The following is a 14356-nucleotide window of genomic DNA, read 5'->3' as shown; positions in this document are numbered from 1 at the left end:
TCACATGGCGCGCGAGAGCGATACGCCGCAGGCCTGGAACGAAGCCTATCGCTGGGTCGAACAGGACCCGGCGCATGGCGTGGCCTTTGCCAAGGCCGAGGCAAGCTGGGAGATGGCCGGCACCCTGCGCGCGCCCACGCGCGCCGACAATGACGCCGTAGTCCATGGCGTCGGGGCCAACGATGATATGGCCGCCGACGGGGATGAGGCGCCCGCCAATCCGGGCCGCCGCCGCTTTGCCGCCATGGCTGCGGGTGTCGGGCTGGTGGCGGCGGCGGGCGGGGCGATCTGGCGCTATGCCGGGCCTGCGCGATACAGCACCGCCGTGGGCGAGACCCGGTTGATCCAGTTGCCCGATGGCAGCAAAGTGCGCCTCAACACCGACAGCGCCATCGACGTGGCCTTTGAACGCGAGATCCGTCAGGTCCACTTCGTGCGGGGCGAGGCCCATTTCAGGATCGCCCGCGATGCCTCGCGCCCTTTCCTGATTTCCGCGCGCGATGGCGATGTCGAAACCACGGGCACCGATATGAACCTGCGCGTCCGCCCCGATCTGACCGAGCTGACGGTGCTGGACGGCAAGGTGGCGGTGCTGGACCATGGCCGGACCTTGACCGAAGTGTCATCGGGATCGAGCGCGATGATGCGCGCGGCGGCGATTTCGGTGGTGCCCCTGCCCAAGGGCGAGCTGGCGCAGAAAACCGCATGGCAGCAGGGCGAAATCTATCTGCAGGGCGAAACGCTGGCCCAGGCGGTCGAGGAGTTCAACCGCTATCGCCGCGCGCCCATGGTGATCAGCGACCCGCGCATCGCCAATATCCGCGTGGGCGGCATGTTTTCGGCCCGCAATTCGGATGATTTCATCGCCACGATCCGCGAATCGCTGGGCATTGACGCGATCACCGGCAGCGACGGCTCGGTCATGCTGATCCGCAAATCGCGCGGCGAGGATCAGACCTGAACCTGCCCCCGGCTTTTCATCAGCGGCTGGATACGGGTGCCAAAAGCCTCCACCCCTTCGACGAAATCATCGAACGTCAGCAGCACCCCACCCGTATTGGGCACCAGCGCCATTTCATCCAGCATCCCCGCTACGCTGGCATAGGAACCGACCAGCGTACCCATATTGATATTGACCGCGCCTTCGGGGGCGGCCAGTTGGCGGACATTGGTGTCGGTGTTGACCTTGTCCTTGGCCCCCTGTTCGGCCAGCCAGGCGATGGCGTCCAGATCAACGCCGTCATTATAACTCTTCCACTTGGCCATCGCTTCTTCATCCGTCTCGGCGGCGATGATCATCACCAGCACAAAGACCTGAACATCGCGGCCGGTTGCCTCCAGCGCCTTGGCCAGACGGTCATTGTTGAAGGAAAAGGCCGTGGGCGTGTTGACGCCCTTGCCAAGGCAGAAAGCGTAATCGGCCCATTTGGCCGAAAAGGCGAGGCCAGCATCCGATGACCCGGCGCAGATGATCTTCATATCGCCTTCGGGCTGAGGCCGAACGCGGCAATCCTCCATCCGGTAATAGTCGCCCTTGAAATCGGACACGCCGGTCGCCCACAATTCGCGCAGGATATGGGCATATTCATCCAGCATCTGATAGCGGTTGCGGAAATGCTCATCGCCCGGCCACACGCCCATCTGGGTATATTCGGGCGGCTGCCAGCCGGTGATCAGGTTGAGGCCAAAGCGCCCATGGCTGATGCTGTCGATGGTGCTGCACATGCGCGCGGCAAAGGCGGGCGGGATGATCAGCGTGGGGCAGGTGGCGTAGATCTTGATCTTTTCCGTGACCGCCGCCAGCCCGGCCATCAGCGTGAAGCTCTCCAGCCCATATTCCCAGAACTGCGTCTTGCCGCCGAACCCGCGCAGCTTGATCATCGAGAGCAGGAAATCCAGCCCGTATTTCTCGGCGCTTTGCGCGATCTGTTTGTTGAGGTCAAAGCTGGGGTGGTATTGCGGCGCGTTCTCGCTGATCAGCCAGCCGTTGTTGTTGATGGGAACAAAGACACCGACTTGCATGGGGCTAGCTCCTAAATGGCGTGGCCCCGCTGGTCAGCCAGTCGAGGATGTCGCGGTTGAACCGATCGGATGCAGTGACATTGAGCGCATGGCCGCCCCAGTCGAAATGACGGTGGACGGCGTGGGGCAGCACCTGCGCCAGAACCTGTGAATTGCGCCATGGCACCAGCAGATCATCGGCCGCGCTGATCGCAAAGACCGGCGCCGCGATCCCGGCCAGCCATGGCGCGGCGTCAAAAGCGCGCGCCGCCGCGATGCGCTTTTCCATCGTCGCATTGCCTGGCCAATGGGCCAGATGATGCTCGCTCTCCTCGCGCAAGGCCGCGTCATGCTCGCTCAGCCAGTCGGGCGGGAAGAGGAACAAAGGCTGCGCCTCCAGATAGGCCCGCGCGCCGGCCTTACGCAAAAGTGTGAGACGCACATCGAAACAGCGCGCCGTCTGCGGATCGAGCCGCGCCCAGCCGTTGATGATGACGATGCGATCCACCCTGTCCGGCGCGGCGCGGGCGGCCTCCAGCGCGGCCATCCCGCCTATCGCATGGCCCATGATCGCGGCCCGCGTGATCCCCAGCCGGTCCATCAGCGCCAGCATATCCGCGCCAAGGTCGGCCAAGGTCACGCGCTCGGGCAAGGCCCTGTCGCTGCGCCCCGTGCCGCGATGGTCATAGGCAATCACGCGGAAATGGCGGGAGAGCGTGGCCAGATTCGGCCGCCAATAGGCCGCCGATCCGCCCAGCCCGCTCGACAGGATCAGAGGCGGCGCGTCGGCGCGCCCGTGTTCTTCATAATAGAGGTCCGCCCCGCCCGGCATCAGCCGATATGCGCCACGCTGGCAATTTCGACCAGACAATCCGGCTTGACCAGATCGGCGCGGATGCAATAGCGAGCAGGCTTGTCACCGGGGAAATATTGGACGTAAACCTGATTGAAGGCGGCATAATCATCAAGGTTTTTCAGAAAGATATGGTTCATCGCCACATCCGCCAAGGTCGCGCCCGCCGCCTCCAGCGTGATGGCGATCACGTCCAGAATATGGCGCGTCTGCGCCGCCGCATCGCCAACATGCAGCACCATGCCCCCCTCGCCCAGCGCCAGCACGCCCGAGACATAGACCGTGTTGCCCGCCTTCGCGCCTGCGGAATAGGGCGCGATGGGGGCGGGAAATTGCGGCGGGTTGATCGGTTCGAAAGGCATCATTCCCCTCCCTTGGGCAATTGCCCCAAGCTGCCGCAGAAATCGCCCACCGTGCTGACCCAGCCGAAGAATTTCTCGACATTGTAGATCGTGGCCTGATGGACGAAATCGGGGCCCAGATGATGGGTGGCATCCTCCAGCATCACGCTGAAATATTCCAGATGGAACGCATCGCGCAGAGTCGACTCGACGCAGACATTGCTGGCGATGCCGACAAAGACGATGGTTTTGATCCCGCGCGAACGCAGCACGCTATCGAGCTGCGAGTTGAAAAAGGCGCTGTAGCGGGTCTTGTGAACGCGAATGTCGCCCGGCTGCGGCGCCAACGCATCGACCAGCTCATAATCCCAGCCCCCGCGCGCCAACAGCTTGCCCTGCAATTCGGGCCTTGCGCGCATCGTCTTGAGCGCATTGGATTTATGCCAGTTGGGCGACCCCGGCCCGCCCGCCTCGACATAATCGCCATCCCAGCCGTTTTGCAGAAAGACCACCTGAACCCCGGCCCCGCGCGCGGTGTCCAGCACCTGCGCGATGCGGCCGATGACGCCCGCCGCCCCGGCAATGTCAAACCCGGCCAGATCGACATAGCCGCCCGGCGAGGCATAGGCGTTCTGCATGTCGATGACGACCACCGCCGTGCGGGCCGGATCAAGGCGCATCGCCTCGGGCCGCGCGGGCAGAATGGCGCTCTTGCCGCCGGGCGCGGCCGGGCCGGGCGTTGGTTCGATGATCACCGTCATAACCGGTTCTCCTCACGCGATTCGTGAAGTTTCCCAGAAAGATGGCATCGGCGCAAGCCCCATGCTGCACCGCAGCAAAATGGGCGATTGTCAGGATTCCTGCGACAGATCGCGGCAAGTGCTATGGACCATGTCACAAAACTCTTATATACTGCCTGGTATGAAATTCGATCCTGACACCATCGTGGCGCCCCATTCCACCCATCGGGGCCGCCCGCGACAGTTCTGTCCCGATGCCGCGCTGACCGCCGCGCTCAAGGTGTTTTGGGCGCGGGGCTATGAAGGCGCCTCGATGACGGAATTGACCGAGGCGATGGGCATCACCAAGCCCAGCCTTTACGCCTGTTTCGGCAATAAGGAAGCCCTGTTTCGCAAGGCGCTTGACCTGTATGAAAAGGAAAAGCTGGCCTATGTGCGCGCCGGGCTGACCGCACCCACGGCCAAGGGCGTGGCCGAGGCTTTCCTGCGCGGCGCGCTGGCGATGCAGACCGGCAATGATCCGCGCGGATGCCTGAGCGTGGTGAGCGCGGTGGCCTGCACCAATTACGCCGACTCGATTCGCGACGAGATTACCTCGCTGCGTCTGGCTACCGACCACGCGATCATCGAGCGTTTCGAACGCGCCCGTGACGAGGGCGATTTCCCCGAGGGCGTCGATCCGGCCGCCATGGCCCACTATCTGACCGCGATCCTTCAGGGCATGACGGTGCAGGCCCGCTCGGGCGCCACCCCGGCCGAGCTGGAACGGCTGGTGACGACGACTCTGGCAATCTGGCCGGGGCGTTAAGATAAATTTCCTTCTTTTCAACAATATAAATAAAAAATACCGGTCGGTATAAAAATACGGTTGACGGCCGCGCCGTCCTATTTTATACCGTTTGGTATTGAAAGAGCACGGGCCGACTACCCCCCCGTCCACCAAGTGCAGGACCGTCCGTCCCTGCCCGGTTCGTCTCTTTCAACGGGCGCCTGAACAGCGCGTCCGACCTCAGGCGCGGCGTTTACCCCAACGCCGTTTGCCCAGACCGGTTCCCGTCCGGGGCGCAATCCCCCCACCCCCCCCCGCGCGTCGCGGACGGGGCCGGTTTTATCCCATCCCTGCGCGGGCATCACGCCCGCCATCCGTTTCTACCCGGCGCGCCGGGGAAGGTCCGTTGCCGTGCCCTGATGGCGCGCGGCGCAGCCGTCCCTTGCGCGTTTTTCCTGCCTGCCCGGAGCCGATCCAATGGACATGCTGACCTCTCACCTCGACAATGCCTATGAGCGCGACATTCAGCGCGACGCCGCGCGCGACACGGGCCGATCCCCCCTCTTTCGCCGCATCACCTGGGCCACGCTGGCGCTGGCGCTGGCGGGCGGCTTTGGCTGGAGAGCGCTGCATCACGACAGCGCCACCGCCGCCGTGATGCCCATCCCCACCCTTGGCGTGGCCACGCCGATGGTCGCCCCGGTAACCCAATGGGATGATTACGTCGGCCGCTTCGCCCCCAGCCAGAGCGTCGAACTGCGCCCGCGCGTGGGCGGCCAGATCACCGCGCGCCATTTCCGCGATGGCGATATCGTGCAAAAGGGTCAGCTCCTTTTCACCATCGACCAGCGCCCCTATCGCGCCGCTCTGGCCGAGGCGGCGGCCAATGTCGCCTCGGCGCGCAGCACGCTGGCGCTGGCCCGCAACGATCTGGCCCGCGCCTCGCGTCTGTCGGGCGATGAGGCGATTTCGGCGGGCGAACTCGATGGGCTGAAGGCCCGGCTTCAGGCCGCGCAGGCCGCCCTTGCCGCCGCCGAGGCGCGCCAGCAGGCCCGCGCGCTGGACATGGAATTCACCCAGGTCCGCGCGCCCATCGCAGGCCGCATTTCCGACCGCCGCGTCGATGTCGGCAATCTGGTGGCCGCGGGCGAAGGGGCCAATGCCACGCTGCTGACTACCATCAACGCGCTCGACCCCATCTATTTCACCTTCGATTCCTCCGAAGCGCTTTACCTGAAAGCCCAGCGCGACCGGGCGAACGGCAACACCAGCACCAAAGTCGAAATCAAGCTTCAGGACGAGGCCGACTATCGCCATCAGGGCCAATTGGACTTCACCGACAATGGGCTTGATCCGCATTCAGGCACGATCCGGGGCCGCGCTTTGCTGTCCAACCCCGGCCTGTTCCTGACCCCCGGCATGTTCGGCGCGATGCGGCTGAGCCATGGCGGCACGGTGCAGGCGCTCCTGGTTCCCGATGAGGCGATCCAGTCCGATCAGGCGCGCAAGACCGTGCTGGTGGTCGGCCCCGACGGCACGCTGGCGGCCAAGCCCGTCACGCTGGGTCCGGTGGTGCGCGGGCTGCGCGTGATCCGTTCGGGCCTTGCCCCCAATGACCGCGTGGTCGTCACCAATCTTCAGGCCGCGATGCCCGGCGCCAAGGTAAACACCCGCCCCGCCGCCATCTCCGCGCAGGCGCCCGCCGCCGCACCCACCGCGATCAACACCCCCGCCGCCGCGCAAGCGACGCTGGCGCGTTAAACCCAAAGGGCATCCCCCCATGCGCTTTTCCCGTTTCTTCATAGACCGCCCGATCTTCGCGGCGGTGCTGGCGGTGCTTATCACCGTGGTGGGCGCGCTGGCCTTTGTCGGCCTGCCCGTCTCGCAATATCCCGAAGTAGTGCCGCCCACGGTCACCGTTTCGGCCCAATATCCCGGCGCCTCGGCCGAAACCGTGGCGGCCACCGTCGCCACGCCCATCGAGCAGGAAATCAACGGCGTCGACAATATGCTCTATATGAGCAGCCAGTCGACCGGCGACGGCAAGGTGACGATCACGGCCACCTTCAAGATCGGCACGGATCTCGATGCCGCGCAGGTGCTGGTGCAGAACCGCGTGGCGATTGCCGTGCCGCGGCTGCCCCAAGAGGTTCAGCGGCTGGGCGTCGTCACGCGCAAGACCAGCCCGGACTTCCTGATGGTGGTCAATCTGCAATCGCCCGACGGCAGCCTGCCGCGCGACTATATCTCGAATTATGCGCTGACGCAGGTGCGCGACCGTCTGGCCCGGCTGGACGGCGTGGGCGATGTGCAGCTGTTTGGCGGGCGCGATTATGCGATGCGCGTCTGGATCGACCCGGCCCGCGCGGCCGCGCTCAATCTGACGGCGGGCGAGATCGTCGCGGCCCTGCGCGCTCAAAACGTGCAGGTCTCCTCCGGCGCTCTGGGCCAGCCCCCCTATTCCAAGGGCGAGGCATTTCAGCTTGGCGTGGAAACGCAAGGCCGCCTGACCGATCCGCAGCAATTCTACGATGTGGTCATCCGCACCGACGCCGCCGGCCATCAGGTCCGCGTGCGCGATGTGGCGCGTGTCGAACTGGGCGCGCAGGATTACGGCATCAACACCTATCTTTCGAACAAGCCCACCGTGGTGATCGCGGTGATGCAGCGCCCCGGCTCGAACGCTCTGGCCGCGGCCGCGCGCATCAAGTCCGAGATGGACACGATTTCCAAAACCTTCCCCAAGGGGCTGGAATATTCCACCATCTACAACCCCACCGAATTCATCAGCCAGTCGATTGATGCCGTCTATCACACGCTGTTCGAAGCGGTGGTGCTGGTGGTGCTGGTGATCCTCATCTTCCTGCAAAGCTGGCGCGCGGCGATCATTCCGGTGCTGGCCATCCCTGTCTCGCTGATCGGCACGGCGGTGATGCTTTCGGCGGTGGGCTATTCGCTCAACAACCTCTCGCTTTTCGGGCTGGTGCTGGCCATCGGCATTGTGGTCGATGACGCCATCGTCGTGGTCGAAAATGTCGAACGCAACATGGCGCTGGGCATGAGCCCGCTGGAGGCGGCGCGCACGTCGATGGACGAGGTAGCCACCGCGCTGGTCGCCATCGTGCTGGTGCTGTGCGCGGTGTTCGTGCCCACGCTCTTCATCACCGGCCTGTCGGGCCAGTTCTACAAGCAGTTCGCCGTCACCATCTCGACCGCCACGGTCATCTCGCTGCTGCTCAGCCTGACGCTTTCGCCTGCCATGGCGGCGCTTTTGCTGCGCGGTCATGTGGATGCCGCCCATGCCCATCTGCCCCGCTGGCGGCGGATGCTGCAAACCGGGGCCGACCGCTTCAACGCCGGTTTCGACCGGATGAGCGCGGCCTATGCCCGCCTGACGCGCCGCCTGCTGGGCATGCCCAAGCGGATGATGGGGGCCTATGCCGCCCTGATCGCGGCCACGGCGGGCCTGTTCCTGATCACGCCCTCGGGCTTTATCCCGGCGCAGGATCAGGGCTATTTCCTGGCCATCGTGCAATTGCCCTCGGGCGCCTCGCTGGAGCGCACGGACGGCGTGGTGCGCGATGTGGCCGCCCGCATCCTGCCCATTCAGGGCATTCGCGGGGCGGTGATGTTTGCGGGCTTCCACGGTCCCTCGCGCACCTCTGCTCCCAATTCGGGCGCGATCTATTTCCCCTTCAAGAGCTTTGCCGAGCGCAAGGCACTGGGCGCGACCTATCAGGGCATCATGGATCAGGCCAACAAAGCCATGGCCGGTTATGACAAGGCGCGCATCATCCTTGTGCCGCCCCCGGTCATTCAGGGCCTTGGCGCGGCGGGCGGCTATCGCTTCATGCTGCAGGACCGCGAAGGGCGCGGCTATGATGCGCTCAATGCGCAGGCCTGGGCGCTGATCGCCAAGGCCAATGCGGAGGCTGGTCTCAAGCAGGTCTATACCCTGTTCGATGTCAACACGCCGCGCGTCTATGCCGATATTGACCGCCGCAAGGCCGATCTGCTGGGCGTGCCGCCGGAACGGATCTTCGAGGCGCTCGAGGTCTATCTCGGCTCGGCCTTCGTCAATGACTTCAACCTTTTGGGCCGCACCTATCGCGTGACTGCGCAGGCCGACCCGGACCACCGCTCGACCGTGGCCGATATTGCCAACCTGAAAACCCGCTCGAACACCGGCGAAATGGTGCCGATCGGCGCGGTCGCCAATTTCGAGGACAAGACCGGCCCCTATCGCGTGGTGCGCTATAACCTGCAACCGGCGGTGGAAATCGACGGCGACACCGCGCCCGGCTTCTCCACCGGCCAGTCGCTGGCCACGATGGAAAAGCTGGCCGACACGACGCTGGCGCCCGGCTATGGCGGCGAATGGACCGACATTGCCTATCAACAGGCCCATGCGGGCAACACCGCCGCGATGGTCTTTGGCATGGCCGTGCTTTTCGTCTTCCTCGTGCTGGCGGCCCAGTATGAAAGCCTGACGCTGCCGCTCTCGATCATCCTGATCGTGCCCATGTGCCTGCTTGCGGCCATGCTGGGGGTCAATCTGCGGGGGATGGATAATAATATCCTGACGCAAATCGGCCTCGTGGTGCTGATAGCTCTGGCGGCGAAGAACGCCATCCTTGTGGTGGAATTTGCCAAGCAGGCCGAGGATGAGCGTGGGATGGATCCGGTCGATGCCGCAGTCTATGCCTCGCAAACCCGCCTGCGCCCGATCCTGATGACCAGTCTTGCCTTCATCCTTGGCGCGGTGCCTCTGGTAATCGCCACCGGCGCAGGGGCGGAACTGCGTCAGGCCTTGGGCACGGCGGTGTTCTTCGGCATGGCGGGCGTCACCGGCTTTGGCCTGCTCTTCACCCCCACCTTCTATGTGCTGTGCCGGAAACTGGCGCTGCGTCTGGCCCGGCGTCGCCGGGGCCATGGCGGCGCGCTGCAACCGGCCGAATGAGGAAACTTGCGATGACACGCATCATTCCCCTCCTCTTGGCCACCAGCCTGCTGGCCGGTTGCGCCGTAGGGCCGAATTATCATGCCCCGGTGGCCAATGCCTCGGCCAAGGCGCCCTTTATGGGCGCGCAGGCCGCAGGTTTTGCCGCCGCCCCCGCCGCCGATCAGTGGTGGACCATGTATGGCGATCCGGTGCTCGACGCTCTGGTCCGCGATGCTCTGGCCGCCAACACCGACATCCGCGTGGCCGCCGCGCGAGTGGAGGCGGCCCGCGCCAGCCTGACCGGCGCACGCGCGCCGATCCTGCTGCCCGAAACCACACTGACCGCCTCGGCCAATCGCCAGCGGATTTCCTCGATCCAGACCATTCCGGGCCAGTCGCGCGAGCGTTGGGCCTATGATGGGGGCCTTGCGCTGTCCTATGAGGTGGATGCCTTTGGCCGTTTGCGTCGGGGGATAGAGGCGGCCAAGGGCGATGCCGCCGCAGCGCAAGCCGATGAGGATGCCGTGCGCCTTGCGGTGGTGTCCGACACGGTGCGCGCCTATCTGGATGCCGCCACCAGCGCCGAGCGTGAAAAGGTGGCGCAGGAAACGGTGGATCTGCTCGACCGCTCGATCCGGATCACCGGGGCGCGGGTCGATGTGGGGCGCTCGGACCGGCTGGACCTCATCCGCGTCACGGCCCTGCGCGACCAGCAGGCCGCCACCATCCCGCAATTGCAGGCCGATCGGCAGGCCGCCTTGCTGCGCCTTGCCACGTTAACCGGGCGCAATCCGGGCGATCTGCCCGCCGCGCTGCGCGGGGTGATCGCCACGCCGGTGCTGAAGCAGCCGATCCCTGTGGGCGATGGCGCGGCGCTCTTGGCGCGGCGGCCCGATGTGCGCGCGGCCGAAAGGCGGCTTGCCGCCGATACGGCGCGGATCGGCGTGGCCACGGCCGATCTCTTCCCGCGCATCACTCTTGGCGCCTCGGCCGGGGCCAGCGCGCTGGGCGGGATGGATGTGACCAGTTCCTCGGCCTCGCGCTGGTCGCTGGGGCCGCTGGTCAGCTGGAGCATCCCCAATATCGTGGCGGCACGGGCGCGAATCGCGGCGGCCAAGGCCGAATCCAAGGCCTCGCTGGCGCAATTCGATGGCGCGGTGCTGGTGGCGCTGGAGGAAACCGAGCGGGCGCTGTCCAATCTCTCCTCGGCGCGGCAACGGGCCGATACACTGCAGCGCGCAAGGGATGAAGCCCTGCGCGCGTCGCGCATCAGCCTCGCCCGCCAGCGCGAAGGTCAGGTCGATTTCCTGACCGTGCTGGATGCGCAGCGCACATTGGCCGGGGCCGAGGCCGATCTGGTGGCGGCCCGCCGCGCCAGCGCCTTTGCCGAGGTGGATGTGTTCCGCGCTCTGGCCGGGGGCTGGCAGACGACCTGAGCAAAACGGGCGGGGGTATCGCCTCTCCCCCGCCCTTTCGCCTCAACCGGCGACCTCGGCAATCACCGCGCGGGCGGCGGCGATCGCCTTGTCGGTGCTGATTTTTCCGGCCCTCACCTCGTCCGCCAGCCCCATCAGCCTTTCGGCGCCCGCCGATCCGGTCTCGGCCACTTCGGCCACTTTCACGCCCTGGTGGCGGGCGATGGTCTCATCCCACACCCCGCGCACCGCGGCCCAGTAATCCTTGGTCGCGGCCCAATAGCTTTCCGCCGCCGCCACATCGAATTTCCCATCGCGGACATAGGTGTTGAGGCCCGATTCCTGCACAAAGGGCACGATCTTGCCCGAGCCTGCCGGGTCGGGGCCTTCCTTCATATTGTCCTGCCAGTGGATCCAGCCGGTGGGCGTGGGCGAATGGCGGTTGATGGCCAGATAACGGTCATAGGCCGGATGGCGCACCGCATCACGCCGGGCCAGCGGGCGCAGCGTCCAGCTTGAACGCCAGCGGCGCACCCCGCCCTCTTCGCTCCATTGCCCCCATCCGCCATAGCGCGGGGAATCGTCGGTCTGCCACACGGTCTGCGACCATCGGCCCGCGCGCATCGCGGCCGGGATGGCTTCCAGCTTCCATTCCCCCTTGCCCGCATAGGTCAGGACATTTTCCGGCTGGTAATTCCAGTCCTGCCGCCAATGCTTGATGACCATCGTCTTGCCACCCTCATCCTTGACCACCAGCAGGTGTTGCAGGGCGATATGGGGGCCGGTGTCCTCGATCACGCGCACCACCTCATGCCCACCCGACAGTTTGGACGGGATCGGCGTGTAATCAGCGCGCCAGCTTGTCGTCTCGCGCAGGTCGAAGGTCACTTTGTAATCGCCCGCCATGGCCAAAATCGCGGCACGATCAGCGGCAAAGGCCTGGGCATCGGCCTGTGCTGAACGCGGGGCGACGGGGCCGTCGGCCATGGCGGGCGCTGCCGGGGTCATGGCCAGACCCAGCAGGAGGGAAGCAAGAAGGGCTTTCTTCATGGGAATTGTCCTTAAGCGTGGAGATCAGAAACGCGCGGTCAGCGAAACGGAGGCATTGCGCCCCGGCTGGGTATAGGCATCGGTAACGGTCGAGCTGGCCGAGAGGCCGCGCACATCGCTCCACCATGCGTATTTGGCGTTGGTCAGGTTGAACACGCCCGCGCGCAGCATCAGCGCCTGTCCGAGGCGGACATAGGCGGTGGCGTCGAGGATGGTGAAAGCACCGGGGCGATAGCACAGGCTGTTGCCGCAATCGGCGGCATTGGTGGCCGACATCTCCTTTTGCGCCGAATGGGTCATGATGATCTGCCCGCCAAAGCGGCCCCCCGGCGCATCATAGCCCAGCCCCATGATGAGCTTGAGCGGGTCGATGGTGGATAGCGGAGTCCTTGCGCCATCGGTGCCGGTGACGGTGCCCTTGGCATAGGAAACGGCCATGCGCCCGGAGAGCCCGCTTTTGGCGCGCAGCATGACCTGCCCCTCGGCGCCCGAGATACGCACGCGGTTGAGGTTGATGAATTGATAGACCGCCGGGTTGGTCGGGGTGAAGGCCCCGCTCACCACCTGCTGGCTGATGAAATCGCGGTATCGGCCGGTAAAGCCGGTGATCCCGGCGCTGATGCCGCCTTGGGCGATGCGGATGCCGCCCTCGAAAGTCTCGCTGGTTTCCGGCTTCAGATTGGGGTTGGGCACCGAGGTATAGCCAAAGGCAAGATTCTCGAAGAACTGGTTGACCTGCGTGGGGGCGGGAGCCTTAAAGCCTTGCGCGTAATTGCCGAAAAGGCTGACCAGACCCAGCTTTACCCGCGCGCCGATCTTGGGCGAAACGCGCGATCCGCTCTGCCCCTGCCCGGTGAAATTCGAGGGTAACCCGTCGCTCTTGGGGCTGAGCCGGTAATGGTCGAAACGCAGCACCGGATAAAGCGTCAGCACCTTGCCGCCCACGGCGATCTCATCGCCCAGATAGAAGCCCGCCAGCGTGAAATCGGTGGGCGGAAAGGCGCGGGTGGGGAAGGTCTCGTTGGTGGGAGGTACAGTGCCGTCGCGCACCCCTTCCTGCCGGGTGAAACTGGCATCCGCGCCATAGACCAGCGCGTGCGAAAGCGGCCCGGTGTTCAGGCTGGAATGCAATTCCGCCGAGAGGCCCAGCACGCGATTGGCAAAAGTATTCAGGCGCGTGCGGTCGGCGGCGGTATAGCGATCCTCGGCCGAATATTCGCGGTTGTCCGATTTCTGATACCAGCCAGTGATCTGCGCCATCTCGATCGCGCCCGCCCCCTGCCAGCGCCAATCAAGGCTGACCCGGTCGCGCCGCACCGTGTCGCGCCCGATCAGGCCGATCACGCTGGTCGAAGACGAGGCCGTGGGCGCAATGCCCGAAAGGCCGTTAGTGAACGTGTGATTGTCGAGATGATCGAGCGTCAAGCGCAGGCGGTGGCCCGCCGAGGGCGCAAAGACCAGCTTGGCCAGCACGGCGTTTGATTGGGTGTCCTGCGGATTGGCGGCGGTGCGGGTGGAATTGGCGGCGTAATTGCTGCCCTTGTTCTTCTGCTCATGCCCATCCCGGCGGGTATAGGCGACCAGCGCCGACCATGCGCCCGATTGCCCCGCCAGAATGCCGGTTTCTGTGGCCTTGTTGTCGGCGGAATCATAGGCGAGGCGGGCCAGACCGGCGATTTTGCGGCCCCCTTTGAGGAAATCCTCCGGATCGCTGGTGATGAAGCTGACGGCGCCCGCCAGGCCATCGCTGCCGTAAAGCGCCGAGGCCGGACCGCGCAGGATCTCGACCGATTTGACCAGGCCCAGATCGACATAATCGCCGCGCCCGGCGGCGTGCGCGCCGAATTCGAACCCATCGGGCACGCGCACGCCGTCCACCTGCATCAGCACACGGTTGCCCTCAAGCCCGCGGATGTTGAAACCGGCATTGCCGTCGCGCCCGGTGGTGCCGCTGGCCGCACCAAAGCGGGCCGGGGCGCGATGCACCGAAACGCCCGGTTCGAAACGGATCAGGTCCTTGATGTCGGCGGCCATCTGGTCGGCAATCTGCCGCGCGCTGATGACCGAGACAGTGGCGGGAACTTCGCCGATGGTGGTGGGGCGGCGGGTGGCGGTGACGGTGATGGCATTCATCGGATTGAGCGTGACCAGCGGGTCGCCGTCCTGCGCCATGGCGGGGGCCGGTGCGGCAAGGCAGGCCGAAGCCAGCAGCATGGCGCGGGCGGGGTGGCGCCCGGACAGGCAA

General features: G+C 65.4%; 11 protein-coding genes. 5 read left to right on the top strand and 6 right to left on the bottom strand.

The genetic code is table 11. The features are described 5' to 3' along the window. Positions 1 to 4: 4 nt before the first annotated feature. Positions 5 to 961 carry a FecR domain-containing protein gene (locus FHW92_RS01210; RefSeq protein ID WP_168601401.1) on the top strand — a complete coding sequence of 319 codons (957 nt, stop codon included), beginning with the start codon at positions 5 to 7 and terminating at the stop codon, positions 959 to 961. Here FHW92_RS01210 and rutA read toward each other — a convergent pair. From rutA to rutB, 4 genes are read right to left on the bottom strand one after another with little or no spacing between them, the layout of a single operon-like run. Further along, positions 952 to 2022: a pyrimidine utilization protein A gene (gene rutA / locus FHW92_RS01205; protein WP_168601400.1), complete on the bottom strand. Its 1071-nt coding sequence runs from the start codon at positions 2020 to 2022 to the stop codon at positions 952 to 954. The two genes, FHW92_RS01210 and rutA, sit on opposite strands and share 10 nt — an antisense overlap. Positions 2023 to 2026: 4 nt before the next feature. Then, positions 2027 to 2833 (bottom strand): pyrimidine utilization protein D, encoded by an 807-nt coding sequence (gene rutD / locus FHW92_RS01200; protein WP_168601399.1) that lies wholly within the window; start codon positions 2831 to 2833, stop codon positions 2027 to 2029. Further along, positions 2833 to 3216: a Rid family hydrolase gene (locus tag FHW92_RS01195; protein WP_168602074.1), complete on the bottom strand. Its 384-nt coding sequence runs from the start codon at positions 3214 to 3216 to the stop codon at positions 2833 to 2835. The genes rutD and FHW92_RS01195 overlap by 1 nt, the downstream gene beginning before the upstream one ends. Next, on the bottom strand, positions 3216 to 3956 hold the full coding sequence (gene rutB / locus FHW92_RS01190) for a pyrimidine utilization protein B (protein ID WP_168601398.1): 741 nt from the start codon (positions 3954 to 3956) through the stop codon (positions 3216 to 3218). Before rutB ends, FHW92_RS01195 begins: the two co-directional genes overlap by 1 nt. Positions 3957 to 4116: 160 nt before the next feature. Between rutB and FHW92_RS01185 the strand changes: the two genes are divergently transcribed. The 4 genes from FHW92_RS01185 to FHW92_RS01170 all read left to right on the top strand — a co-directional run bounded on the left by FHW92_RS01185 (position 4117) and on the right by FHW92_RS01170 (position 11082). Then, positions 4117 to 4743: a TetR/AcrR family transcriptional regulator gene (locus FHW92_RS01185; RefSeq protein WP_168601397.1), complete on the top strand. Its 627-nt coding sequence runs from the start codon at positions 4117 to 4119 to the stop codon at positions 4741 to 4743. Between the two features lie 438 nt (positions 4744 to 5181). Further along, positions 5182 to 6465: an efflux RND transporter periplasmic adaptor subunit gene (locus FHW92_RS01180; RefSeq protein ID WP_168601396.1), complete on the top strand. Its 1284-nt coding sequence runs from the start codon at positions 5182 to 5184 to the stop codon at positions 6463 to 6465. A gap of 19 nt (positions 6466 to 6484) precedes the next feature. Next, positions 6485 to 9664, top strand: coding sequence for a multidrug efflux RND transporter permease subunit (locus tag FHW92_RS01175; RefSeq protein WP_168601395.1), 3180 nt, complete (start codon positions 6485 to 6487; stop codon positions 9662 to 9664). 11 nt (positions 9665 to 9675) lie between these two features. Continuing rightward, positions 9676 to 11082, top strand: a complete 1407-nt coding sequence (locus FHW92_RS01170; protein ID WP_168601394.1) for an efflux transporter outer membrane subunit — start codon at positions 9676 to 9678, stop codon at positions 11080 to 11082. A gap of 42 nt (positions 11083 to 11124) precedes the next feature. On the opposite strand, the gene FHW92_RS01165 is transcribed toward FHW92_RS01170, so the two are convergent. Together FHW92_RS01165 and FHW92_RS01160 are read right to left on the bottom strand one after the other, a co-directional pair. Then, positions 11125 to 12111, bottom strand: a complete 987-nt coding sequence (locus FHW92_RS01165) for a DUF6607 family protein (protein WP_168601393.1) — start codon at positions 12109 to 12111, stop codon at positions 11125 to 11127. Between the two features lie 24 nt (positions 12112 to 12135). Further along, positions 12136 to 14325, bottom strand: coding sequence for a TonB-dependent hemoglobin/transferrin/lactoferrin family receptor (locus FHW92_RS01160; RefSeq protein ID WP_168601392.1), 2190 nt, complete (start codon positions 14323 to 14325; stop codon positions 12136 to 12138). Positions 14326 to 14356: the final 31 nt, after the last annotated feature.

This window comes from Novosphingobium sp. SG707, assembly GCF_012275515.1.
In the GTDB taxonomy this organism is placed as follows: Bacteria; Pseudomonadota; Alphaproteobacteria; order Sphingomonadales; family Sphingomonadaceae; genus Novosphingobium.
This window is presented reverse-complemented; position numbering and strand designations above follow the sequence as displayed.

Bases quoted from the DNA above. Each gene is read 5' to 3' on its own strand.
- FHW92_RS01210 (WP_168601401.1), top strand. From the start codon at position 5: ATGGCGCGCGAGAGCGATACGCCGCAGGCCTGGAACGAAGCCTATCGC.
- rutA (WP_168601400.1), bottom strand. From the start codon at position 2,022: ATGCAAGTCGGTGTCTTTGTTCCCATCAACAACAACGGCTGGCTGATC.
- rutD (WP_168601399.1), bottom strand. From the start codon at position 2,833: ATGCCGGGCGGGGCGGACCTCTATTATGAAGAACACGGGCGCGCCGAC.
- FHW92_RS01195 (WP_168602074.1), bottom strand. From the start codon at position 3,216: ATGCCTTTCGAACCGATCAACCCGCCGCAATTTCCCGCCCCCATCGCG.
- rutB (WP_168601398.1), bottom strand. From the start codon at position 3,956: ATGACGGTGATCATCGAACCAACGCCCGGCCCGGCCGCGCCCGGCGGC.
- FHW92_RS01185 (WP_168601397.1), top strand. From the start codon at position 4,117: ATGAAATTCGATCCTGACACCATCGTGGCGCCCCATTCCACCCATCGG.
- FHW92_RS01180 (WP_168601396.1), top strand. From the start codon at position 5,182: ATGGACATGCTGACCTCTCACCTCGACAATGCCTATGAGCGCGACATT.
- FHW92_RS01175 (WP_168601395.1), top strand. From the start codon at position 6,485: ATGCGCTTTTCCCGTTTCTTCATAGACCGCCCGATCTTCGCGGCGGTG.
- FHW92_RS01170 (WP_168601394.1), top strand. From the start codon at position 9,676: ATGACACGCATCATTCCCCTCCTCTTGGCCACCAGCCTGCTGGCCGGT.
- FHW92_RS01165 (WP_168601393.1), bottom strand. From the start codon at position 12,111: ATGAAGAAAGCCCTTCTTGCTTCCCTCCTGCTGGGTCTGGCCATGACC.
- FHW92_RS01160 (WP_168601392.1), bottom strand. From the start codon at position 14,325: ATGCTGCTGGCTTCGGCCTGCCTTGCCGCACCGGCCCCCGCCATGGCG.